The following is a 21,541-nucleotide window of genomic DNA, read 5'->3' on the forward strand; positions in this document are numbered from 1 at the left end:
ACAAATTAATTTGCTTGGGGTGTTACTTTTAATTCGTATGAAGGCCAAGTATTGTACAAATCTTCCACTTCTTTCATATCTGAATCTGAAATGTATTTTCCATCTGACATTTGAGCATAATTGACAATTTCTTCTTCACTAATCATTGTTGGAAGTACTGTTGCAAATCCTTTCTTTGTCATCATATACTTCATTGCAAATTCTGTAATGTTTAATCCATTTCTATCCGCAATTGGTCTGAATTGTTCAACTTTTTCTAATGATGCTTTAAGCCATTCTCTTTTTCTTACTGATCTATGATCATTATCATCAAATTTTGTGTCTGCGTTGACTTTTCCTGTTAAAATTCCTGATGCTTCTGGAACTCTGACTAGAATTCCTACGTCTTTCTCTTCAGCTTTTTTCATCAATTCGTTTCCTGGCGTTTGTTCTAAAATATTGTAAACTGTTTGAACTGCACTAAGATTTGGTTTGTCCATTGCCTCCATGCCTTCTTGAGTCCATCCAATTGCAGGGCCTAAAGCAACTTGATATGTTTTGATAGATCCATCTTTGATGAAACTATCTAATAAATTGAAAATAGAATCATTTCTTACATCTTTTAATTTTGGATTGTGCACACCATACATGTCGACATGATCTGTTTGTAATCTTTCTAAACTATTTCTTAATGCCATTCTTGTATAATCTTCATCAAATCTTTGTGGAAGTTCTTTGTGTCCAATTTGTTCAACTCCGCTAAAATCATAACCATATTTTGTAGAAATAACAATCTCGTTTCTCATATCTTTGAAAACTTCACCAATTAGCTTTTCACTTAATCCTTTTCCGTACAAATCCCCAGTTTCAAAGAAATTAATTCCTACATCGTATGCTTTTTTGAGCATCCTCTTTGCTTCGTCTTCTTCAATTTTTTTGCCCCACCAATCAAGAGCAATTGCCCATGCTCCAAATCCTATCTCTGAGATTTCAATGTCTGTTTTTCCCAGTTTATTGTATTTCAAAACTATTTTTTGATCTAAAATTTCATCATTTATGTTTATCCAAGATTTGCACCCATGATATTTGATTTTTAAATAATCTGAAGGCTTATCCTAAACTGGAAATCATTGGGACGATGTCTTTTTTTACACACACGATCATTGGTATGTCATTTTTAACATATGTTGAAACTTGTGTTTCTCTTAAATCCATGATTAAATCCTGGAAATCCCTGATGTCGTCTACTTCAAATGCAAGCATGAAATCCTCATCATGTATTCCAAATGAGTATGTGGTATTGAGTATCACTTGTGGATATTTTTTACTAACTTCTATATGCTCATCCATAATCTCTTGACGTTTTTCTTTAGGTAAGAGATACCATTCTCTTGTTTTTGTAAATGGATATACTATAACGTGTTTTTTTGGATTGTTTCCTGTGATGAATCCATGTGCTTTTTGTTCTTGAACGTATAGTGATGGTCTAGTACATGACAAATATGTCATTGATGGAATAATGTATTTTCCAAATACTGTTTTGTATATTTTCTCAATAACTTTTTGTATTTCTTCTACTGATTTTGCTGCGAACCAAAACAAAAAGTCTGCATCATCTCTTAAACCTAAATTTGAATATGACCTAAACATTATTCCTGAATTGTTAATCACATTCTCTACTTCTTTTGCAGATTCTTCTTTTGCCAAATCTGCCATCCATCTCCATTTTGGATCTACTTTGAAAAATGAGAAATTAAAATAATATTGATTGTTTTCTTCTGACATATCATTTCCCATTTTGAAACCCTATTTAAACAAAAACTAGATTCTCTGTTAAAGAATTTCGATAATTTTTTCTGATGATTTATGTCCAGATTTTATTTGAACCAAAGCACTAGATATTTTGAAATGTTTTGCAACTTTTTTGATGATTTCTTTGTTTGCTTCTCCTTTGATTGGTTTTGATACTATGCCGATATTGATTTCATCTCTGTTGATTTCTAAAAATTCTTTGGAAAATTCTACATGAACTTTGTAAATCAATAATTTTTTGGAAAAGGTTCTGTTTAAAATTGATTAGGCTGATTGTTCTAAAGCCCACTCGTAACCTTCTGCTTCTAATTTGTCTGCAAGTGATGCGTCACCTGTTTTCAATACTTGTCCTCTTGCAAATACATGAACAAAATCTAATTTATCTAAGAATTTCAAAATTCTTGCATAGTGGGTAATGATGATTATTGTTGCATCTTTATCTGCAACTTTACTGATTGCTTGTGCTACTGCTTGAACGGCATCAATATCTAATCCTGAATCTGGTTCATCTAAAATTGAAACCTTTGGTCTTAAAACTGCCATCTGTAAAACCTCTGCACGTTTTTTCTCTCCTCCTGAAAATCCTTCATTAAGATATCTGGAAAGGAATTCTTCTCTTAATCCGACTTTTTCCAAGTTTTCTTTAAGATATTTTTGAAATTCTCTAACTGTGATGAATACTTCTCTGTTATCTCCTTCGAGAGCTTTACTTAGAGAGTTGTATGCTGTTCTTAAGAAATGAGAAAAACCTACTCCTGAAACTTCAGTTGGATATTGGAATCCTAAGAATAATCCTTTCTTTGCTCTTTCATCTGCTGATAATTCTAAGATGCTTTCACCGTCTAACAAAATGTCTCCTTTAGTGACTTCATATTTTGGGTGTGCAAGTAATGTGTAAGCTAGTGTACTTTTTCCTGAACCATTTGGGCCCATGATGGCATGTACTTCTCCAGGTCCTGTTTTCAAATTAACACCTTTGAGAATCTCTTTACCTTCTCTTGATACGTGAAGATCTTTGATTTCTAATACTGCCATGTTGCGATTTATTTTGATTCTCTATATAATACCGACGAAATTTAGCTAATCCTAATCGTAATGCTAGATAATAAAATGAAAAGAGGGGGGTGTAATTAGTTGGCCAGAGATGGTCTCAAAGTAATTTTGAGTTTGTAGCATGTTAGAATTTCTTTACATCTATTTCTGATAGTGACTTCTGTGACTCCTGCAACACTTGAAACGTCTCTTTGTAGGACATTTTGACCAAGTAGGACAGATGCTACATACAGATATGCTGCGGCAATTCCGTTTGGAGCCTTTCCATCAGCAATGTTGCTGTCTTTGGTTTTTTCAGCAATTTCCAAGGCTAGTCTTTCAACTCTGACCTCAGTCTGTGTCATGTTTGCTATCTTTGAGATGTATTTGTCCATGGTTACAACTGGGGCATGTAATTGTCCCATTTCCATTACCATGGTTCGATAGTATCTAGCTGCAAGTTTTGTTTTTGATTTAACATCTTTTGCTGGACAAATTCCTCGGCAAATTTCTTCTAATGATCTTACTACATCACATTGTTTGCATGCCATGTAAATTGTAGCAGCTGTAATGCTAACTACTGATTTTCCCTTCACATCAACATGTCCATCCAAGTTTCTGTATATCATAGATGCAGTTTCCAACACATTCTTTGAAAGACTTAGACCATCGCATGTTTCTCCCATTTTTGTTAAAACATTTGCTAATCTTCTCTCTCTTGGTGAGGAAACTCTTACTCTTTGTTGCCACTTTCTGAGATTGTGCATCTGATTTGCGACATCGTGGTTGATTGTTTTTCCACTAAAGTCTTTTGCACTGATTGAAATCTCAGTAGTTATTCCCAAATCATGTTGGGAATATGTTGTTTGTCCGGTTGCTCTTGCAAGCTTCATCTTGTCTTCGAAGTTTGAGCTAATTGTTTCTGGACCAAAATCTGCAATCTGATCATCGACTACTACGCCGCAACCAGAACAGATGATTTCACCATTCTGCATGTCATCTACTAATGTAGATTTACACTCAGGACAGTTTTGTTTTTCTAGTATGTTCAATTTTTTCTTCTCCTAAATTTTTTTGGTTTGTTAGCAGGAGATTCTTGAGATGCGAAAACATTTTTGCCAATGTATTTTTTGATATTATTTGTTAATGGCGTTGCTGATGCAAACGGTCTACTTACTGGACCTATCAGTTCATTTACTTTTGCAACTCTAGTTCCCTTTTCGTCACAGAGTATCTGTCCTTCTACCAATTCTGTTGATAGTTGAATGATTACCCTGCCACTACCGGCTAGGTGCATTATTTCGCCTACCTCCTGCAATTAGAATTACTAATCATTGTATTCTTTTCATAGACTTCTGTCAACTTTACTTTAGCTAAGAGCTAGAATTCATTTTATTTTGATTGTTTGGATCTTTTTGCCACTAACTTTTCAGAAATTTTGTTAAGAATTTTTGTCTTGGAGGATCCTTTTGGTACAATAACATAGCCTGACCTGACAAATGGTCTTTTTGGAAATCTTACCTTGTCATCAGATTCTGTAATTTCTAATCCACTTGCTTTTGTTGCATCTGTTAGCTCTTTTAATGAAGGATCAAAAACACATTTCTCTAATCCTACTCTTCTTCCTTTAGATTTTTTTAAATTCTTGTTGAAATAATCCAACCAGATTACGACGTGCTCGTAATCTTTCATTTTATTCCTTTAGTAAAATTGCGTTGACGATTCCGTTTTGTCCTGGTTTTGAAACAACTCTACATCTTCCTTCTGCTGTTTCTAGAATTGCACCTTTTGTAATGATGCCACGTCTTTTGTAATCATTGTTTGTAGCGTTTTCTAAAACTTTGATGATTTTTGATTTCTTTACTTTAGCTTCACCTGTTGCTAAATTAACAAAGTCAATTGATTTTAATGCTGTTTTTTTATTATCTCCACGAACTCTTCTTGTTATAGTTACTTGTGCACCGTTAATTGGTTCGTTAGGATATCTATCAGTTTCATACTTTCTTCTAATTCTAAGTGGTACTCTTCTTCCACCAGTAATTTTACTTGTTGCTAAATTCTCTACGGATTTTCTCACGAAATGTTCTTTGAATCACTCTAATTTATACAAAACGCAAAAATCTAGCCGTGAGTTAAAAAATCTACTCAGTTTACTTCTGAAGCAATTTGGGGAGTTGCTGTTTGTCTGTTGGCAGTCTTTCTTACTTTGGAGAATAATCTTTGTTTTAGATCTTCTACATCTCCTTGTATACCAAAATATTTTTGGAATTTTTCAGTTGTTGTGTAAATTTTTAATCTGCCAACATTTTGGTGACTAATGTAATCAAGTTGTCTTAATTCTTTGAGATGTGCATACACTCCAGATCCTCTTGTTTCAACAAGCTGCTTTGATGAAATTGGTTGCATGTATGCAATGTATGATAATGTCTTTAGTGTTGCATTTGGAAGAACTGGTTTTGATGCATATCTTTTGACTGTTGCACTGTATTCTGGTTTTAATTGCATAACATAAGATCCATCTGGAAGAATTACTATTTCTAATGCTTTGAATGCTGACTTTGTCTTTTTCATAATGTCGTTAAGTAAATCCAGTGTTTTTGTTCTTGATTCTGTGCCTGAAGCTCTTATGATATCTTCAATTCTTAATGGTCTTCCAGCTGAGTATAGTGCAGCCTCTATTCTTGCGGTTGCTTCATTCAGATTTTCAATTTTTGCCATTTCATTATCCTCTCCATTAATTTGTTAATTCTTCTTTCATTACAATGATTTTGATGTTATCTTCGACTTGTTCAAGATCTACTTTTTGGTCTCTAGCTAGGAATAATGCTGCAAAGAAACATCTGATTGAATCTACCTGATCAAGATCTTCTATGATGTCTTGTAACAATCCAAATCCTGTAGCGCTAATTTTTTTCATTATCAAGTCTTCGTATTTCCCAATTATACTTTCAAGAGAAATGAAAAATTCTTGAAAATCTGGTGCTACGATTGGTTCTATCTCTAATTGTTTATTTCTTCTTGATTGGGGGTTTGCAATAGTTCCAATAAGGTTTTGTAATAATCCTAAAAGATCGTCTAATGATACTGGATATGTTGATTCATGTCTATATGGAATATCAATTAGTTCAATATCTACATCTGTCCTTTGATGCATTGGTTTTTTCTCCATTGCTGCTTTTTGTAATGCAAAAATACTTTCAACTTTCATTCTATAGATTAGTGATGATGATAGTGCCGCCATTCCTGCCACTTTGAGATCTTTCTTGCCTGTCTTTTCAAGAATCTTAATTAATAAATTCAAAATCTGAATTAGATCAATTTCCCAAACGTCTTTTTTAACAACTGATGCGGGACTAAATAGAATATTGACTGGCTCTTGGGAAATACTATCAGGAGTTTGCGCTTCACTCACATAATTTCTCTTTGATTATTCAATAATATCTAAGGGCTCTATTTTTTTCTCACATCCAGTCAACTCTTATATTGTTAAGAGGAAAATCCCTACTATGAAATCTGCCCGAATCCCAGGCCCAAATGAACCTCTTACTATAACTGAATCTGAAAATCCAAAACCTCAAGGAACTCAGGTTCTACTAAAGGTAAAGTCTGAAGGTGTATGTCACAGTGATTTACACTTGTGGGAAGGTGGATATGATCTTGGTGATGGTGAATTTTTGAAAGTTACTGATAGAGGAGTAAAATACCCTGTCACTCCTGGACATGAAATAGTTGGAACTATTGAAGAAATTGGAGAGAATGTTTCTAATGTTTCAGTAGGTGATGATGTCTTAGTTTTTCCTTGGATGGGCTGTGGGGAATGTCCTGCATGTAAAGTAGGAAATGAAAATTTATGCGATACTCCAAAATCTATGGGTCTTTTTCAAAATGGCGGTTATGCTGATTATACTTTGGTCCCTGATTCTAAATATTTAGCAAAACTTGATGGTGTAGATCCCGATGCTGCTACTTCGCTTGCTTGTTCTGGACTAACCGCATATACTGCAGTAAAAAAAGCAAATCAAAACTCTCCTGAGTTTATTGTAATTGTAGGTGCTGGTGGATTGGGATTGATGGGAGTTCAAATTGCCAGTGAAATTACTGATGCTAAAATCGTCTGTGTTGATTTAGATGATGCAAAATTAGAAACTGCAAAAAAAATGGGTGCTCATTTTACTGTAAACTCTAAAGATCCTGATACTGTTAAAAAAATTCTTTCAATATGTAATGAAAAAGGTGCTGACAGTGTAATTGATTTTGTTAATGCTCCTCCAACAGTTAAAACTGGTTTGGCAGTTTTGAGAAAACGTGGAAATCTTGTACTAGTTGGATTATTTGGCGGTTCCCTTGAATTATCTTTGGTAACAATTCCACTAAAATCCATCACCATTCAAGGTGCATACACTGGAAATTATAATGACATGGTAGAACTCCTTGACCTTGCAAGAAAAGGTGTGATCAATCCCGTTATTTCAAAAAGATATTCTCTTGATGAGGCAAACGCTGCTTTGGAGGATCTTAAAGCACGAAAAATCCTTGGTCGTGCTGTGATAAACCCTTAGTTCAATTACTCACTACAAAATTTTATAACAGAAAAAAATTGAGTACTGATATTGGATACTAAAACAAGCTGCGAAGTTGCATTAACCCATCTAAAAAACAAACAATTCATCACTGCACATAATCTGTTTTTGAATCAAGCTGAATCCTTAAAAAAATCTGAAGTTCTAAAATCTGCATTATTGTTTATGCTTGCAGGTGAATGTAAAACAAGACAAGGCAAAGATTCTGAAAATGAAATTAAAGAGGCTAGTGATTTGTTTTTAAAATATTCAAATGCAAAGAATTCAAAAAATATCAAAGGTGCTTTACTATGTGCTTCAAAATGTCTTTTAAGTCTAGGTGAATTTGACAAAGCTAAAGACACATATCAAAAAGCAAAAACTATTATCCAAACTTCAATTCAAGTCACACGACCTATTGTAATCATTGATGATAGTAAAGCAATTGCTATGAAATTAAAAACATATGCCGAAAAGTTAGGTTATTCAGAAATACATGTATTTGAAAATGGAAAAGATGGGGTTAAAGGCTGCAAAAAAATATTTTCTGAAAACAAAGAACCTGTAGTTCTTTTAGATATGGGACTGCCTGATCTTGAAGGTGATGTAGTTGCAACTAAATTACTTAAGGAAAAAATTAGTTTGCAAATTGTTGTTATTACTGCTGATGAAAAAACAACTGCTCGTGTAAACAAAACAATTAGCACTGGTGTATCTGCATTTATTCAAAAACCCTTTACGCTTGATGAGCTCAAAAAGGCAATAGATATTGCAGAATCTGAATATACACTATTACAATAAAAGCAAAGACATGTTCAAAATGTTCACATCTTTAATGTCTATCTCATTTATTCTATAATCAATTAATTCATCAGAAAATTTTTCTACTATTTTTTGTGATGTGTTTGTTTTTTCAGAATTGACTTGTAGTAATACTAGCATATTCCATTCTCCTTCCATGTTGGAGACTAGAAGATAGTTATCTAATTTAGTAATGAAATTTTTGATAGAGTCTTTTACTGCTTCAAGTGATTTTGAAGGTTTTAGTTTCATCAACACTGCTTGATATTCATTAATTCCTGATACATCTGTAAGAACTGCTTTGTATCCTTTAATGATTCCACTTTTTTCTAACCTTTCAATTCTTTTTCTAATTGTTCTATCAGATACATCGTGACCTGATTTTTTTAATTCAGATGCAATTTCCTTTGATGGTGTTCTGGCATTATTGTTGAGAATTTCAATTATTTTTTGATCAACTTTATCTAAATTTGACCATGCATCATCACTCATACCAATCCCATGTTGTAATGCCTTTTGAATTTTTGTATGAACTACTACTAATTCCTATTTTTGGGATTATGTTTCTTCTAGAATCCATCCTGATTCCATTATTTCTTGATCCTCTGGTTCTCCAATATTTGTAGCATATCTCCAAATGTACCCTGTCTCTGCAATCATTTTTTCTTTAATTTTTAAAAGTGATTCAATTTCTGAATTAAGATTACTCTCTGCATTCCCATGCTCTTTACAGAATTTACATTTTTGATCAAGTGCAATTGGTTCTGATTCAATTAATGGATACGCTGAACATGCAAGAGGTCTTTCATTGTAAATTTTACATGGTAAACCACCGTGTGGTGATTTTTCTCCACTTTCTTTATCTAGAAATGGACAAGTGTTACCATTTTCTTCATGACCCATTAACTGATATGCCAAAATTTTTGTTGGAAGCATATCTTTTTTTTCAGAAATTCCAATCCTTGGCAAAATTTTGATTTCTATCTTATTTTTTATTGCTAGTTTTTCAATTCGTTCTTTTTCTTCAGGAAGAATCAACACTCCTATTTTACCAAATTTTTTACTAGGATAGTATTCCCTTTCAATACAGCATTGAGAGCATTCTTCAACACATTGAAATTCCATATGTTTTTTCACCCTATTGATTAAAAATCTCTTGTGAATTCTACCCGTATTTTGTTTCTCAAAAACCCTACCAGTTATATGCTCATAATGATAATGAGCATTATGGGAAAGCGCCAAGTAAAAAACGAAAGTGCTCTAAAAGAAATCAGATTACCTGAAGAGGGTGAACTTTTTGGCCGTGTATTGAAAATGCTCGGTGGTGAAAATGTCATGATAAAATGTGACGATGGTGTAACTAGACGTGGAAGAATTAGAGGAAAATTAAAGAGAAGAGTTTGGATTAGGGATAACGATATTGTAATTATTGCACCATGGGATTTCAATGAAAATGAACGTGGTGATATTGTTTGGAGGTTTACACTTCCTCAAGTTGAGTGGCTTAAAGATAACAAGCACATTGCAAAAGATTTCTAATCTCTAGACATCTACTGAATTCTATTTTGATGCTTTAGTTAATATAGTGAGTTAATTGCTTGAGAATCAAATGGAACAAGGCACCGTAAAATGGTTTAACCGTACTAAGGGCTTTGGTTTTATCGAGAGAGAAGGTGGAGACGATCTATTTGTTCACAAATCAGATGTTGACGGATTCATCAACGAAGGCGATAAAGTCGAGTTCGAAATAGGCGAAGGTCAAAAAGGACCAGCAGCCCAAAAAGTCAAAAAATCAGCATAGGCAACAAGTTTTTTAATTTAAGATTTCAACTTTGTTTTCTTAAACTAGTCTATCTTTTTATTATTTTTAAAATATTTTTTTATAAAAAATTGTGGTCCCGCGGGGCGGAATTGAACCACCGACAACCCGGTTTCTGTATGCCTGATATGCTGTTTTTCGGTCAGCCATCTAAAGCCAACAACTACAGCCGGAAGCTCTACCAGGCTGAGCTACCACGGGACAAAAAAACGAAGATCTCTACTATTAAAAAACTATCGTAGATGATTTTTCCTAAATGATCGTTTTGATCTCTAAAGCATAAATAGTCTGAAAAGATGTTGAAAACGTCTTGTCAAAGCTAGAATTATCTTATTCTGGTTATGTTTGTGCACCCTATTTGCACAACCATGAGTCTGTTGAATTAAAGGAGTCTTGGACAAATTCAAAAAATATTGAAAAATTATTCTTTGTTACAGGAACATTTTCTACTGAAAGTAAACCCTATTTTTCTGATTCTACAAATCATTACATTTTAGCAAAATTCAAAGACAGTGCACAAATAACAAAAGATCTTATCGAGCACAACCAAGACAAAACATCATTTTTGTTTAACATCAAAGATGATCTTTTCCAAAGAGAAGTTCCGGGTGAAACAAATTTTGTTTCTGTGTATTATCTAGAATATGGAGATGATGGTGATGATTTACAGGAAATTGCAAATCTATTACTAAAAAGAGACAAAATTGAGATAGCTGGATTTGGAAACATGAGTACCTATTGCTTAAACCCTTCAAAATTTACTTTTCCATACTCTGAAAATATTGTAGTAATTGAAGTTGCAAGTGAAAAGAGTCATCAAAGTGTAAAGAAGTATTGTGATCAAACTAGACGAGATATAAATCGAAAAGGAATGACGATGACTAATTTGATGAGTCTCTCCATTCTTGATCAACTAAAGTAGAAAAGTTAAATATTCGACCAAAAACTGTTTTTCATGAGTAAACCTTCTGATCTTGGTTCCTTGAAAATCGGTTCATACATTCTATTGCCTCACTCTGATCAACCTAGCGGAGAGCCATGTAGAATTGTAGAATATGATACATCAAAACCAGGTAAACACGGAGCAGCTAAAGCAAGAATTGTTGGTGAAGGAATTTTTGATGGTCAAAAAAGACCTCATGTTGGCCCTGTCAGTATGCAAATTCACATTCCAATGATTAACAAAAAAGTTGGTCAGATAATCTCAATTAACGGTGATACCGTACAAGTCATGGATTCCGAATCCTTTGAGACTTTAGACATCAATTTGATTGATGAAGAAGTCCAAGGAAAATTAGAAAATGGTCAAAACGTGGAATACTGGGTTGTAATGGATAGAACTAAAATAATGCGCATTAAGAACTAGTGCGGATGCTGATGATTATCGGAAAAGCCGTCTGATTTTATGATGACGATTATGAGTATTGAAGCGTCCTTTTTGAATAAACTTAAAAAATTTATCCGATTGAATATTTTTTAGATAATGAAATTAGCTTCTCTTTTTTCAGGTGGTAAAGATAGTACTTATGCAATCTATCTAGCACAAAAACAGGGTCATGAAATTAAGTGTCTCTTGAGTGTTTTTCCAAATTCTGATGAGAGTCATCTACTTCATTATCCTAACATGAAATGGACTAAACTTCAATCAGATTCAATGAAAATACCTCAATTAACTATTACATCAAATTCTGATCAAACTGACAATGAATTGTCATTATTGGAAAATTTGTTACAAAATGCAATTGACAAATATCAAATAGACGGCCTAGTTCATGGTGGAATTAAAAGTAAATTTCAAAAAGAAAAGTTTGAAAACATATGTTCAAAATTAAATTTACATGTTATTGCTCCATTATGGGACACTGAACCTGAATCTTACATGAATGATTTGGTAGATGCAAAATTTAATTTTATTATGATCACTGTATCATCTGATGGGTTGGATGATTCTTGGTTGGGGAAAATTATTTCAAAATCTGATGTTGCTTCGATGAAATCATTATCAGAAAAATTTGGATTTAATTTAACTTTTGAAGGGGGTGAGGCTGAAACTTTTGTAATAAATTGTCCTTTGTTTGAACACTCGATCAAAATTAATCAAACTGAAAAAAATTGGGATGGATACAGAGGAAGGTTTGAAATAGTGGATGCGGAATTGAATTACAATGCTTGATGGCCTTAAGACAAGTTTAGGGGACGCAATCAAAAAAATTGTAAAATCTTCAGGAATTGATGAGGAGTTAATCAAAGAACTCTCAAAAGATGTTCAAAGGGCATTATTGCAATCTGATGTTAATGTGCGACTTGTACTAGAAATTACAAAAAATCTTGAGGAACGTGCTCTAAACGAAACACCTCCTCCTGGGCTTTCACGCAAAGATCATATCGTGAAAATTCTCTATGATGAACTATCAAAACTACTTGGAAATGAGTCCAATTTTGATTTTAAACCTGATAGGCAAAATAAGATAATTTTACTTGGAATTCAAGGCAGTGGTAAAACTACTGTGGCATCAAAACTTGCCAAATTTTTAACTGGTCAGGGATACAAAGTTGGTGTTGTAGGTGCTGATACCTACCGCCCAGGTGCATTAGTTCAACTAAGAACCATGTGTGAAAAATCAAATGTTGAAGTTTATGGAGAAGAAAATAACAAAGATTCTCCTAACATTGTAAAAAATGGGTTAAAGCATTTTGCAGGCCAAACTTTGGATGTAATTATAATTGATACTGCTGGTCGTCATAAAGAAGAACAAGATTTACTTGAAGAGATGGAAAGGATTAACAAAGTAGCAGATCCTGATTTAGCTTTACTTGTAATTGATGGTACAATAGGACAACAATGTTTCAATCAAGCTGAAGCTTTCCACAAAACTATTCCTGTTGGAGGTGTAATCATTACAAAATTAGATAGTTCTGCAAAAGGTGGTGGTGCACTTGCAGCATCTGCAGCAACTGGTGCACAAATAATGTACATTGGAACTGGTGAGAGAATTGATGATTTAGAAAAATTCTCTCCTACTAGGTTTGTTGGAAGATTACTTGGAATGGGTGACATTCAAGCTGTTTTGGATTTAGCTAAACGATTAGAAAACGAAGGTGACGACGTTAGAATGAAAAGAATTTCTAGTGGAAAAATGAACATGGAGGATTTTCTTTCTCAGTTAGAAGAAGTTAGCAAAATGGGTTCGTTGCAAGGAATTCTTGACAGTATGCCTGGTTTATCTGGAATGGTAAAAGGTGATCAAGTTGATCAAATGGAAGGTAGAGTTACCAAATGGAGATACATTATTCAAAGTATGACCAAAGCAGAAAAAGCAGACCCTGAAGGGTTGCTTAACTCATCTAGAATCAAAAGAATATCCCGTGGTTCAGGATGGCCTGAGGGTGAAGTTAAAGAATTAATAAAAAATTATAAAAATTCTAAGAATATGATGAAGGCTTCAAAAGGCCGTCAAATGCAAGGAACTCTTAGAAAAATGGGATTAGGATAATCTCATACCTAAATTTCAATTCAAACATGTCTACTTACCTAGAAATTGTTCCTATTGCTGGTAAAATTCTAAAAAAATATCCTTTATGTGATAATTGTTTGGGTAGGCTATTTTCCAAACCACTACATTTGTCATCAAACAAACTATTGGGAAAAAAATTACACAAAAAATTTGGCTCTTCTGAAAAATGTTATGTTTGTAAAAATCTGTTTGACAATCTAAATTATTTTTTAAAATTAATGATGAATGCTTCATCAAACTATTCTTTTACCACTTTTAGTGTTGGTACTACAGTAAAACCATCCATAGTTGATAGAGATGATTCTATACGTTCTGAATTCAAGCTAAAGGGAATTGATAGTATCAAGACTGACATTACCAAAGAACTAGGAAGACTATATTCTAGAAAAACAAAGAAAATACTTGATCCTGTGGATCCTGATGCAACTTTTACTGTAAATTTTAAAGATGAATCATGCCAATTACGTTCAAAATCAATCACTCTTTCAGGAAGATATGTGAAATCACAACGAGGATTTCCGCAGAAACAAAAATCTTGTGATAATTGTTCAGGTAAAGGGTGTCGGATTTGTAATTTTCATGGCATTACAGAATATGATAGTGTTGAGGGATCCATCTCAAAACTAATTTTTAAAAAATTTGGTGGAACTACTGCAAAATTTACCTGGATTGGAGGTGAGGATCAATCAAGCTTAGTTCTAGGATCTGGTAGGCCTTTTTTTGTTAAAATACAAAATCCATTAAAAAGAAAAGTAAGACTATCTGATACGACAATCAACACGATAAACTTATCCAATCTAAAGTTAGTTTATGAATCTCCGAAAAAATCTTTGAAATTTGTTTCCACTATTAAAATAACAATTTCCAGTGAATCTCCAATTAATTCAAAACATCTAAAAAAATTAAAAGATTTGACTCTAAATCCAATAGTTGTCTATGAAAAATCTGGAAAACGTTCTGAGAAGAGAATCTTTCAAGTAAAATACAAAAAAATCTCAAAGAATGCATTTACTTTGAATATCAAGGCTGAAGGCGGTCTTCCTATCAAACGATTTGTTATTGGCGATGATGTTGCTCCTGGGATCTCAAAAATACTTGATACTTCATGTGTGTGCCAAGAATTTGATTTTTTGGATATTGTAGTATAATGATAACAATTAACTAGCGCTAATTATTGCAAATATTCATGCCAATAAGAAAAAAAGGTAAACACCAAAGACATGCTGATCAAAGGGCTGCTACCAAGAAAAAAAAGAAAGCAGGCAAACCACGTTCTTGATCTAATCAACCTTTTTACGTTCAAAATTGTCGAGGGGTACTGTTGGATCCGTTAGTTCGTTTCAAAGAAGCACATTCTAAAGGAATCATCCCTGATGATGTTTTTGAATTAACAATGAAACGATTTCCCATTACTATTGCAGGAATTAATCGAATTGAAAAAGCATCTGGAATTAGATATCCTATTGCTTACGTTGAACCTTCATTGGTCTTATCATCTCCAAATCCTAATTCATATGAATTTGGAATTTTGTTTGCTAGAACTATTCCTATTCTGTTTGAAGAAAAATTTCAAGTAGTTATTCAAATATCTGCTCCGCTAATCGCATATGGTTTGAAAGGAACAATTCATGCAATTTTAGCTCATGAATTTTTACATTTTTTGGATTTGATGAGAAAAATATCTAAAATGGAATTATTATCCGATGAACTTTCAGGAAATTTATTTGAAAATGTTTACAGTGATGAAACTCGATTGTTTGAACCTCGGGTTGTCTTTAAAGATAGAACTCTACTAAATCATATAACAAAGAAATTCCCTGCAGGCTTTCGTGATTTTAAACTTGAAGATAAGGTTATGAAATTTTGGGCTGATAGAAATCTTCCAAAATCAAACATTTCTTTAGATACAAACACTGTAAAATTATCTGCCGAATCCCTTTCTAAAATAAAACTTGATCCTGCATTTATCACTAAAATGGAGCAACTAGAAGAAAAAAGTTCAAAAATTCATAAAAAAAGACTTTATTAAAATCTCAAATTGGAACTCTGCTTATATAATAAAAATGCCTTATTGGTAATGTGAAAAATACTCAGTTTCATCAGACTTTATTCTATAAAACAGATGATGGAATTCATGATAAAATATTAGAATTTTTTAATGTTGGAATTAATGAGCATGAACGATGTGTGTTTCTAACTACTCAATCTGACGCAAATAATATTCTAGAGTATTTGAAAGAAAATCATAATCCTAGCACTGTGATCAAACTATTTTCATATTTCAATTTGCCAGATCCTGTTTTACATTCATCATTGTTTGAAGAAAAAATGGAAAAAATTAGAAAAATTATTCTGAATCCTTCCTTTGAAGGTAGAATTGCATTTAATGTGTTGGGTGACATGTCTAGATTTTCACAAAAAGTAATTTCCGAAATTACTGAAATAGAAAATTTTTTGGATTCTCTAGCTAATGAAAAAATTAAATTATTTTGTACTTTTAAAACTGGAATAGAAAATGAATCTTTTACAAAAATGATGAAAATGGCAATGTCTACTCATGATCATGCAATCTTTGAAAATGATGATGGTAGTTTCTCACAAGTAATTTTGAAATAATTAAAATTTTTATTGATTAAATTCTGTTAGTCCACATTTTCCACATGTGTGTCTGTCTTTATGTTCTGCCATGAAAGTTCCTTTTCCACATCTTGAACATACTTTTCTGGTTCTTGAGGTTTTATCTCCATCAATTTTATAGTATGATGCGATGCTTGGACTAGAACCTTTTTTGCCTTTTTTCTCTACCGGCATTATTCAGTTTTCTCCTCTTTTTTGGTTTCTTCTGCAGGTGCATCTTCAGCTTTTGCTTCAGTAGCTTCTGCAGGTGCATCTTCAGCTGGTGCTTCTGCTTCTTTTGCTGCAGCATCAGCTTCTGCAATTTTTGCTTTAGTTTTTTCTAGTCTTGAAAATATTGTTGGATTGACATGTTTTTTTGCCAATCCTTCATCATCATAAACATAGAATGTTCCTGTAACAAGAGATTTTCCGACATGAGTTTTTAATCTCATTGGAATTACAAATTTGCCATCAAGTTTGAATTCTTTTGTAACCATATCTGCAGCTTCAAGGGTCTTTAGTTTGCCTCCTAATCCTGCAAAATTACAAGTCAATTCTCTTCTAGATAGAAAGCTGTTATTGACGTCTGTAATTGTCTCTATTATGGACATGTATCAAAAATCTCTGGATATTTCATATAAACCTTGATTGCAAATACAGAAGAAATTTAAGAAAATCCTTCAAAACTATCTTGTGGAACGATATTTACTCCATTTTAAAAATGAGAAATATTTGCCTCAGAATTGCAGAGAGCTTGCGCATAAGGCAAGAGATCTAGCGGCTGACATGAAAAATGTGTCTGTAAGACTTGCAAGAGTAGCTACAAAATTTATCGAATTTGATGTTGCTGCAGAAAAAGAAGATCTTGATACTCTAGTTGATAAGCTATCCCCAATTGGTGATCTTGATAATGTTAGACATGTGTTTGAAGAGCACATTGAAAAAGAGAAAGGCATCACAGATGGAATATTTTTCTATAATAATGAAAGATTTTGGGAATGTCATGAAGCATTTGAAGGTGTTTGGAATCAATGTTATGGAAGAGAAAAAGAACTAGTCCAAGGAATTATTCTAGTTGCAGTTGCATTTGCTCATCAACAAGAAAACGAAGAAAGTATTGGTGTAGGGATGTTGGGCAGAGCTTTGGAGAAATTAGGCACTTCACCTTCTATGTATCATTCAATTGATGTTGATAGAATAAGAAAGAAAGCAATTGAAATGCAACAATCTAAGAAATTAACTAGGTTTGAGATTTAATTAGTTCTAGGGATTTTGAAACAACTTCTGCACCTTGGAGTAAGCCAATACTGCCTTTCTTTGCTTGTTCTTCAGTCATTCTGGTAGTTCCATCATTTTTGATAAAATCTCCGGAAACAACAACTGGAACTGGATCATCACTATGTCCTTTGTTAATACAAGGAGTTGAATGATCTGCAGATATTATGATTGCCACTTTACTCGAATCGATATTTTCAACAAGTGTTTTAAAGAATCTTTGATCAATTTCTTCAATATTTTTCATTTTGCCTATTGCATCTCCGTCATGACCAAATTCATCTGGTCCTTTAAGATGTACATAGATTGAATTTTGAGTTTCCATTGCTTTAGCTGCTACTCTTGCTTTTTCTTCATAATCTGTTAATCCTCCAGCTTCAAATGCTTTCATTTCTAGAACTTCTGAAATTCCAAGCTCTACTGGCATGTCGACTATACATGAAAAATTCATTCCGTATTTTTCATTAATTGGAATGACATCGGGATATTTGTTTCCTGCATCTCTAAGCAAAATACAACTAAGTGCTTTCTTATTTTCACTTTGTCTTTTTTTATTAATTTGACTTTCTTTCATAATGTCAATTGATTTTTCTGAAAATTCATTTACAAGATTTGCAGTAAATTTTGATTCTTCTGTATCTTCTAATGGTAAACACTTTTCAATTTTTAGAAAATCTCCAACTGCTTTTGCAACTCCCATCCCTCCAATATTGCTGTAGGCAGGATCAGTATTGGTAATTTTTGAGGATAATTTTTGTGAATTTTTTCTTATTCTAACTGTTACTCTGTGACCTATTGTTGGAGAAACTACTACTGATACATCTGGGGATGACAATTGAATTTTTTCTTCAATTTCTTTTGCAATTCCATCTGCATCTTCTTTTTCAATATGTCTGCCTGCTCGTCTATCGATAATCACTTCTTCTTCATTTAATGTGGAATAATTCCCTCTAAGTGCCAAATCTCCATCTTTAAAGTCAATTCCAATTCCAATTGCTTCGATGACTCCCCTACCAGCATAATCTTCATGTTTGAATTTGTATCCTAACATATTGAATACTGCGATATCTGATTCAGGAGCAATTCCTTTTCCTACTGATATTACCTCTCCGATGGAACCATTACTGGCAATTTTATCTAAAATGGGTGTATTTGCAGCCTCTAGTGGTGTCTTTCCATCTAAATCTGGGTGTGGGAGATCTCCTACTCCATCCAAAAGAACATAGATCATGTGAATATCAGAATTCTCCAAAATATTCCCTGATTGTACAGGATCTAATCCTCTGTTTTAAATCTTGCAACAAAAAATGCGATCAAAGTAAAACATAACGTTCACAAATTTTTCTTTTCTTTTTTTTCATAGAAATTATTTTTGATGAAAATAGGATTTTCTTATTTTTTAGATTTTTTTGAAAAATTATTTTTAAAATTGAATTCTAACAGATCTTAGTAAACGTTTTAACATACATTTTACTTCCATTAACCATTATGGGGGATATGCGCAAAGATTATGTTTCTGAGCGTTTCATGATTGTCGCAAAAAAAGACGACAAAGTAGTTGACCCAAAAAAATCTCCGTTTGCCCCTGGCAATGAATCTATGACCAATCCTTCTGTTTTATCTCTAGTTGCAAAAGATGGAATGCTACAACGTCTTCAAGACAATGAAGATGAATATGTTAAGAATTGGGCTATCCGAGTTTTTGAAAGTAAAAATCCTATTGTATCTATTGAAACTGAAAATTCCTACAGCGACAAACCATTTTACAGTGAACCTGCATATGGATATCATTACATTGTAGTTGCATCTCCAAACGAAAAAGATTCTTTTGCAACAATTGATACTGAACAATGGTCTAACGTTCTAGTCGTTGTGCAAGATAGACTTCGATGGTTATACACGCAAAAGGGTGTCACTTATGTTTCGATTTATGGAGATCATGGTGACTTGGCAGGTAATGCAAACCCTCATCCTCATCTTAACTTGTTGACTTTCTCTACAATTCCTCCAGTAATTGAAACTGAGGCTGAAGCATCTCACAAAATTTTAAACGAAAAAGGTGTATGTCCAATGTGTCAAACAGTTAACGAAGAAATCAGTGGACCTAGGCAGGTACTTCAGACTGAAGGATTTATTGCATTTTGCCCTTGGTCTCCTTCATATCCTTATGAATTTTGGATTTCTCCAAAAAAACACACTACAAGTTTCTCAAAAATTACTCAAAAAGAAATCAATGATTTGTCCTTGATTCTTCGAGCAACTTTGGGCGGTTTGTCAAAAACTGTGAAAAACGTTTCATACAATTTAGTTTTCCATTTATCTCCTGAAAAGAAAAACAGTAGACAAATTCATTGGCATATTGAAATTTATCCTATCACAAAATCTTGGTCTGGATTAGAGCGTGGATATGGAATTTTCTTAAATGATATTTCTCCTGAACAAGCAGCTGAAAAACTTGGAGCAGCTTGCAGGAAAGAACTAGCCAACTTAGTTGGCATAGTGTGATTTTTTGAATGGTTTATTTATCAATTAGAATCTGTTAGAATTATGGCAATAGAAAAATGGCTTGCAGTAACCAGTCTTGGTTTGTTTGCAATGTTTGCTGGAGAAATGATTTCAATTTACTATTTTATGACAGATGTTCCCGAAGCTATTGAATTCTCAATAAAATTTGATGCTGATCCAAAAATATTTCAATTCATTTCAATTGGTGTTGCACCTGCTGGAATTCTAGCTGCAGTTCCTTTCATAATGACAAGACAGTATGGCTCAAAACCTGTTGGTGGGTTGATAGCTATAGGTGGAGTAATTATGTTGGTAGGAATGTTGGTCACTTATTCCATGGTTGATCAAATCGATGATGTCTATATCACAGATGTTGTAAAGTATACTCCTATTTTGTTTATGATATTATCTATACCTGTAATTGTTGTAGGTGCGTATTTGACAAAAGAAAAAAAGCGTCGTCCAAAAAAAGAATTTTTTTAGATATTATCTAATCTTAATTCACTAGCTACTTGCTTGAATCCTAATTTTTCATAAAATGGTTTTACATCATCTGTACAATCCAAAATTGTCTTGTAACAGCCTCGTTTTTTTGAAACATCGATGAGATATTTCATAATTTTTTCTCCAATTTTCTGACCTTGATATTCTTTATTCACCACCACGTCTTCAATATGCCCAACCAAACCCCCATCATGAATGAATTTAGATTCTATGAGTAGTGTTGTGGATCCTACAATTTTTCCATCTTTTTCTGCAACTGCAATGATATGATCTGGGTTTGCATTGATTTTCTCAAAAATCTCTTTTGCTTTTGATTTTTCAATGTTGCTTGCTTGTTTTAATGAATCCAGTGATTTTAAGAATCCATTCCATAGATCTTCTTCTTTTAATTCTCTGATAATGATCTCACTCATTTTTTCCTCGTTTTTGAGTATATTCTTTAGATGCTTTTTCATATGATGCCTTGTTACCTATATCTGTAAATCCTTTTTTTGTAATGAAACTACTGACTAGTTTTTTACTGGTCATGGCTTTTTTTATCACATCATCCATCCCGTATGGTTTATTCTTTGGAATTAGACTGAACACTTTTGGTTCCATTACATAGCATCCCATGTTCACATTTGCTTTTATCTCTGGTTTTTCTTTCCAACTTAGTACCCTGCCTGTTTTTGACACATCAATTACTCCATATTCTAAATTGGTTTTGTATTCATTAAGACTCATGGTGACAAATGCTTTTTTTGCTTTGTGTTGTTTAATCATGTTTCTAAGATTAAAATCAAATATTGAATCTCCATACATACAAACAAAAGAATCATCAATGAATTCTTCTGCCGTTTTTAGTTGACCTGCAGTAGCAAGTGGTTTATTTGAAATTGCATATTCTATGTTCACCCCAAATTTTTCTCCATTACCAAAATAATCCTCAATTGATTTTCTAAGATAACTTACACACAAAACAAATGATTTTACTCCATTTTTTTTATTCCATTCAATAAGATGTTCTAAAATTGGTTTTTTACCTAATAGCAACATTGGTTTTGGTGTCTTTAATGTTAATGGACGTAATCTAGTACCTATACCTCCTGCTAAAATTACTGTTTTCACAAATCCTATTTGAG

General features: G+C 33.1%; 31 protein-coding genes and 1 tRNA gene. 14 read left to right on the top strand and 18 right to left on the bottom strand.

Annotated features, from left to right (window positions below; all coding sequences use genetic code 11):
* Window positions 1-5 precede the first annotated feature (5 nt).
* The 10 genes from C5F47_RS02685 to C5F47_RS02730 all read right to left on the bottom strand — a co-directional run bounded on the left by C5F47_RS02685 (window position 6) and on the right by C5F47_RS02730 (window position 6,235).
* Window positions 6-1,004, bottom strand: coding sequence for an aldo/keto reductase (locus tag C5F47_RS02685; RefSeq protein ID WP_179361369.1), 999 nt, complete (start codon window positions 1,002-1,004; stop codon window positions 6-8).
* 85 nt (window positions 1,005-1,089) lie between these two features.
* Window positions 1,090-1,764, bottom strand: coding sequence for a chlorite dismutase family protein (locus tag C5F47_RS02690; protein ID WP_179361370.1), 675 nt, complete (start codon window positions 1,762-1,764; stop codon window positions 1,090-1,092).
* 48 nt (window positions 1,765-1,812) lie between these two features.
* On the bottom strand, window positions 1,813-2,022 hold the full coding sequence (locus C5F47_RS02695; RefSeq protein WP_179361371.1) for a DUF167 domain-containing protein: 210 nt from the start codon (window positions 2,020-2,022) through the stop codon (window positions 1,813-1,815).
* A gap of 33 nt (window positions 2,023-2,055) precedes the next feature.
* Window positions 2,056-2,826 (bottom strand): Fe-S cluster assembly ATPase SufC, encoded by a 771-nt coding sequence (gene sufC / locus C5F47_RS02700; protein WP_179361372.1) that lies wholly within the window; start codon window positions 2,824-2,826, stop codon window positions 2,056-2,058.
* Window positions 2,827-2,921: 95 nt separating this feature from the next.
* The gene (locus C5F47_RS02705) at window positions 2,922-3,875 is read right to left on the bottom strand and encodes a transcription initiation factor IIB (protein WP_179361373.1); all 954 of its coding nucleotides are present in this window, start codon (window positions 3,873-3,875) and stop codon (window positions 2,922-2,924) included.
* The gene (locus tag C5F47_RS02710; RefSeq protein WP_179361374.1) at window positions 3,872-4,141 is read right to left on the bottom strand and encodes an H/ACA ribonucleoprotein complex subunit GAR1; all 270 of its coding nucleotides are present in this window, start codon (window positions 4,139-4,141) and stop codon (window positions 3,872-3,874) included. The genes C5F47_RS02705 and C5F47_RS02710 overlap by 4 nt, the downstream gene beginning before the upstream one ends.
* A 74-nt stretch (window positions 4,142-4,215) precedes the next feature.
* The gene (locus tag C5F47_RS02715; RefSeq protein ID WP_179361375.1) at window positions 4,216-4,515 is read right to left on the bottom strand and encodes a signal recognition particle subunit SRP19/SEC65 family protein; all 300 of its coding nucleotides are present in this window, start codon (window positions 4,513-4,515) and stop codon (window positions 4,216-4,218) included.
* A gap of 1 nt (window position 4,516) precedes the next feature.
* Window positions 4,517-4,900 (bottom strand): 30S ribosomal protein S8e, encoded by a 384-nt coding sequence (locus C5F47_RS02720; protein WP_179361376.1) that lies wholly within the window; start codon window positions 4,898-4,900, stop codon window positions 4,517-4,519.
* Between the two features lie 68 nt (window positions 4,901-4,968).
* Complete coding sequence (scpB, locus tag C5F47_RS02725; protein ID WP_179361377.1) at window positions 4,969-5,541, bottom strand: SMC-Scp complex subunit ScpB; 573 nt, start codon at window positions 5,539-5,541, stop codon at window positions 4,969-4,971.
* Window positions 5,542-5,557: 16 nt separating this feature from the next.
* Window positions 5,558-6,235, bottom strand: coding sequence for a chromosome segregation protein ScpA (locus tag C5F47_RS02730; protein ID WP_179361378.1), 678 nt, complete (start codon window positions 6,233-6,235; stop codon window positions 5,558-5,560).
* Window positions 6,236-6,329: 94 nt separating this feature from the next.
* Here C5F47_RS02730 and C5F47_RS02735 point away from each other — a divergent pair, with 94 nt between their 5' ends.
* Together C5F47_RS02735 and C5F47_RS02740 are read left to right on the top strand one after the other, a co-directional pair.
* Complete coding sequence (locus tag C5F47_RS02735; protein WP_179361379.1) at window positions 6,330-7,382, top strand: alcohol dehydrogenase; 1,053 nt, start codon at window positions 6,330-6,332, stop codon at window positions 7,380-7,382.
* A gap of 51 nt (window positions 7,383-7,433) precedes the next feature.
* On the top strand, window positions 7,434-8,183 hold the full coding sequence (locus tag C5F47_RS02740) for a response regulator (protein WP_179361380.1): 750 nt from the start codon (window positions 7,434-7,436) through the stop codon (window positions 8,181-8,183).
* Here the strand turns inward: C5F47_RS02740 and C5F47_RS02745 are convergent.
* The gene (locus C5F47_RS02745) at window positions 8,175-8,675 is read right to left on the bottom strand and encodes an Lrp/AsnC family transcriptional regulator (protein WP_179361381.1); all 501 of its coding nucleotides are present in this window, start codon (window positions 8,673-8,675) and stop codon (window positions 8,175-8,177) included. The genes C5F47_RS02740 and C5F47_RS02745 overlap by 9 nt on opposite strands.
* A 66-nt stretch (window positions 8,676-8,741) precedes the next feature.
* Entirely contained in the window at window positions 8,742-9,308 is a 567-nt protein-coding gene (locus tag C5F47_RS02750) for a YkgJ family cysteine cluster protein (RefSeq protein ID WP_179361382.1), read from the bottom strand.
* A 102-nt stretch (window positions 9,309-9,410) separates the two neighbouring features.
* Here C5F47_RS02750 and eif1A point away from each other — a divergent pair, with 102 nt between their 5' ends.
* A complete protein-coding gene (eif1A, locus tag C5F47_RS02755; protein WP_179361383.1) occupies window positions 9,411-9,722 on the top strand; it encodes a translation initiation factor eIF-1A in 312 nt (103 codons plus the stop codon).
* Between the two features lie 70 nt (window positions 9,723-9,792).
* The gene (locus tag C5F47_RS02760; RefSeq protein ID WP_179361384.1) at window positions 9,793-9,984 is read left to right on the top strand and encodes a cold-shock protein; all 192 of its coding nucleotides are present in this window, start codon (window positions 9,793-9,795) and stop codon (window positions 9,982-9,984) included.
* Between the two features lie 92 nt (window positions 9,985-10,076).
* Here C5F47_RS02760 and C5F47_RS02765 read toward each other — a convergent pair.
* Window positions 10,077-10,203, bottom strand: a tRNA-Tyr gene (locus C5F47_RS02765).
* A gap of 109 nt (window positions 10,204-10,312) precedes the next feature.
* On the opposite strand from C5F47_RS02765, the gene C5F47_RS02770 reads away from it, so the two are divergent.
* The 7 genes from C5F47_RS02770 (at window position 10,313) to C5F47_RS02800 (ending at window position 16,133) form a co-directional block, all read left to right on the top strand.
* The gene (locus C5F47_RS02770) at window positions 10,313-10,924 is read left to right on the top strand and encodes a hypothetical protein (protein WP_179361385.1); all 612 of its coding nucleotides are present in this window, start codon (window positions 10,313-10,315) and stop codon (window positions 10,922-10,924) included.
* A gap of 33 nt (window positions 10,925-10,957) precedes the next feature.
* Complete coding sequence (locus C5F47_RS02775; protein ID WP_179361386.1) at window positions 10,958-11,368, top strand: translation initiation factor IF-5A; 411 nt, start codon at window positions 10,958-10,960, stop codon at window positions 11,366-11,368.
* A gap of 117 nt (window positions 11,369-11,485) precedes the next feature.
* A complete protein-coding gene (locus C5F47_RS02780; protein ID WP_179361387.1) occupies window positions 11,486-12,175 on the top strand; it encodes a diphthine--ammonia ligase in 690 nt (229 codons plus the stop codon).
* Window positions 12,168-13,496, top strand: coding sequence for a signal recognition particle receptor subunit alpha (locus C5F47_RS02785; protein WP_179361388.1), 1,329 nt, complete (start codon window positions 12,168-12,170; stop codon window positions 13,494-13,496). Before C5F47_RS02780 ends, C5F47_RS02785 begins: the two co-directional genes overlap by 8 nt.
* Before the next feature lie 26 nt (window positions 13,497-13,522).
* Window positions 13,523-14,665, top strand: a complete 1,143-nt coding sequence (locus C5F47_RS02790; RefSeq protein WP_179361389.1) for a tRNA pseudouridine(54/55) synthase Pus10 — start codon at window positions 13,523-13,525, stop codon at window positions 14,663-14,665.
* Window positions 14,666-14,838: 173 nt separating this feature from the next.
* On the top strand, window positions 14,839-15,546 hold the full coding sequence (locus C5F47_RS02795) for a hypothetical protein (RefSeq protein WP_179361390.1): 708 nt from the start codon (window positions 14,839-14,841) through the stop codon (window positions 15,544-15,546).
* Between the two features lie 50 nt (window positions 15,547-15,596).
* On the top strand, window positions 15,597-16,133 hold the full coding sequence (locus C5F47_RS02800) for an MEDS domain-containing protein (protein WP_179361391.1): 537 nt from the start codon (window positions 15,597-15,599) through the stop codon (window positions 16,131-16,133).
* 9 nt (window positions 16,134-16,142) lie between these two features.
* Here the strand turns inward: C5F47_RS02800 and C5F47_RS02805 are convergent, their stop codons facing one another.
* Window positions 16,143-16,328, bottom strand: coding sequence for a 30S ribosomal protein S27ae (locus C5F47_RS02805; RefSeq protein WP_179361392.1), 186 nt, complete (start codon window positions 16,326-16,328; stop codon window positions 16,143-16,145).
* Window positions 16,328-16,744: an eS24 family ribosomal protein gene (locus C5F47_RS02810; protein ID WP_179361393.1), complete on the bottom strand. Its 417-nt coding sequence runs from the start codon at window positions 16,742-16,744 to the stop codon at window positions 16,328-16,330. The genes C5F47_RS02805 and C5F47_RS02810 overlap by 1 nt, the downstream gene beginning before the upstream one ends.
* 82 nt (window positions 16,745-16,826) lie before the next feature.
* Between C5F47_RS02810 and C5F47_RS02815 the strand changes: the two genes are divergently transcribed.
* Complete coding sequence (locus C5F47_RS02815; RefSeq protein ID WP_179361394.1) at window positions 16,827-17,390, top strand: DUF309 domain-containing protein; 564 nt, start codon at window positions 16,827-16,829, stop codon at window positions 17,388-17,390.
* On the opposite strand, the gene C5F47_RS02820 is transcribed toward C5F47_RS02815, so the two are convergent.
* Window positions 17,374-18,639 (bottom strand): BPG-independent phosphoglycerate mutase family protein, encoded by a 1,266-nt coding sequence (locus C5F47_RS02820; protein ID WP_179361395.1) that lies wholly within the window; start codon window positions 18,637-18,639, stop codon window positions 17,374-17,376. The two genes, C5F47_RS02815 and C5F47_RS02820, sit on opposite strands and share 17 nt — an antisense overlap.
* Window positions 18,640-18,896: 257 nt before the next feature.
* Between C5F47_RS02820 and C5F47_RS02825 the strand changes: the two genes are divergently transcribed.
* Together C5F47_RS02825 and C5F47_RS02830 are read left to right on the top strand one after the other, a co-directional pair.
* On the top strand, window positions 18,897-19,913 hold the full coding sequence (locus C5F47_RS02825) for a galactose-1-phosphate uridylyltransferase (RefSeq protein WP_179361396.1): 1,017 nt from the start codon (window positions 18,897-18,899) through the stop codon (window positions 19,911-19,913).
* Between the two features lie 42 nt (window positions 19,914-19,955).
* Window positions 19,956-20,396 (top strand): hypothetical protein, encoded by a 441-nt coding sequence (locus C5F47_RS02830; protein ID WP_179361397.1) that lies wholly within the window; start codon window positions 19,956-19,958, stop codon window positions 20,394-20,396.
* On the opposite strand, the gene C5F47_RS02835 is transcribed toward C5F47_RS02830, so the two are convergent.
* On the bottom strand, window positions 20,393-20,830 hold the full coding sequence (locus C5F47_RS02835) for a GNAT family N-acetyltransferase (RefSeq protein WP_179361398.1): 438 nt from the start codon (window positions 20,828-20,830) through the stop codon (window positions 20,393-20,395). The two genes, C5F47_RS02830 and C5F47_RS02835, sit on opposite strands and share 4 nt — an antisense overlap.
* Window positions 20,823-21,527 (bottom strand): nucleotidyltransferase family protein, encoded by a 705-nt coding sequence (locus tag C5F47_RS02840; protein ID WP_179361399.1) that lies wholly within the window; start codon window positions 21,525-21,527, stop codon window positions 20,823-20,825. Before C5F47_RS02840 ends, C5F47_RS02835 begins: the two co-directional genes overlap by 8 nt.
* Between the last annotated feature and the right edge of the window lie 14 nt (window positions 21,528-21,541).

Origin of the sequence: Nitrosopumilus cobalaminigenes, assembly GCF_013407145.1 — an archaeon.
In the GTDB taxonomy this organism is placed as follows: Archaea; Thermoproteota; Nitrososphaeria; order Nitrososphaerales; family Nitrosopumilaceae; genus Nitrosopumilus; species Nitrosopumilus cobalaminigenes.

Coding starts and splice junctions, on each gene's coding strand:
- C5F47_RS02690 (WP_179361370.1), bottom strand. CDS start 1,764: ATGTCAGAAGAAAACAATCAATATTATTTTAATTTCTCATTTTTCAAA.
- sufC (WP_179361372.1), bottom strand. CDS start 2,826: ATGGCAGTATTAGAAATCAAAGATCTTCACGTATCAAGAGAAGGTAAA.
- C5F47_RS02715 (WP_179361375.1), bottom strand. CDS start 4,515: ATGAAAGATTACGAGCACGTCGTAATCTGGTTGGATTATTTCAACAAG.
- scpB (WP_179361377.1), bottom strand. CDS start 5,541: ATGGCAAAAATTGAAAATCTGAATGAAGCAACCGCAAGAATAGAGGCT.
- C5F47_RS02735 (WP_179361379.1), top strand. CDS start 6,330: ATGAAATCTGCCCGAATCCCAGGCCCAAATGAACCTCTTACTATAACT.
- C5F47_RS02745 (WP_179361381.1), bottom strand. CDS start 8,675: ATGAGTGATGATGCATGGTCAAATTTAGATAAAGTTGATCAAAAAATA.
- C5F47_RS02750 (WP_179361382.1), bottom strand. CDS start 9,308: ATGGAATTTCAATGTGTTGAAGAATGCTCTCAATGCTGTATTGAAAGG.
- eif1A (WP_179361383.1), top strand. CDS start 9,411: ATGGGAAAGCGCCAAGTAAAAAACGAAAGTGCTCTAAAAGAAATCAGA.
- C5F47_RS02760 (WP_179361384.1), top strand. CDS start 9,793: ATGGAACAAGGCACCGTAAAATGGTTTAACCGTACTAAGGGCTTTGGT.
- C5F47_RS02775 (WP_179361386.1), top strand. CDS start 10,958: ATGAGTAAACCTTCTGATCTTGGTTCCTTGAAAATCGGTTCATACATT.
- C5F47_RS02780 (WP_179361387.1), top strand. CDS start 11,486: ATGAAATTAGCTTCTCTTTTTTCAGGTGGTAAAGATAGTACTTATGCA.
- C5F47_RS02785 (WP_179361388.1), top strand. CDS start 12,168: ATGCTTGATGGCCTTAAGACAAGTTTAGGGGACGCAATCAAAAAAATT.
- C5F47_RS02790 (WP_179361389.1), top strand. CDS start 13,523: ATGTCTACTTACCTAGAAATTGTTCCTATTGCTGGTAAAATTCTAAAA.
- C5F47_RS02805 (WP_179361392.1), bottom strand. CDS start 16,328: ATGCCGGTAGAGAAAAAAGGCAAAAAAGGTTCTAGTCCAAGCATCGCA.
- C5F47_RS02810 (WP_179361393.1), bottom strand. CDS start 16,744: ATGTCCATAATAGAGACAATTACAGACGTCAATAACAGCTTTCTATCT.
- C5F47_RS02820 (WP_179361395.1), bottom strand. CDS start 18,639: ATGATCTATGTTCTTTTGGATGGAGTAGGAGATCTCCCACACCCAGAT.
- C5F47_RS02825 (WP_179361396.1), top strand. CDS start 18,897: ATGGGGGATATGCGCAAAGATTATGTTTCTGAGCGTTTCATGATTGTC.
- C5F47_RS02830 (WP_179361397.1), top strand. CDS start 19,956: ATGGCAATAGAAAAATGGCTTGCAGTAACCAGTCTTGGTTTGTTTGCA.
- C5F47_RS02835 (WP_179361398.1), bottom strand. CDS start 20,830: ATGAGTGAGATCATTATCAGAGAATTAAAAGAAGAAGATCTATGGAAT.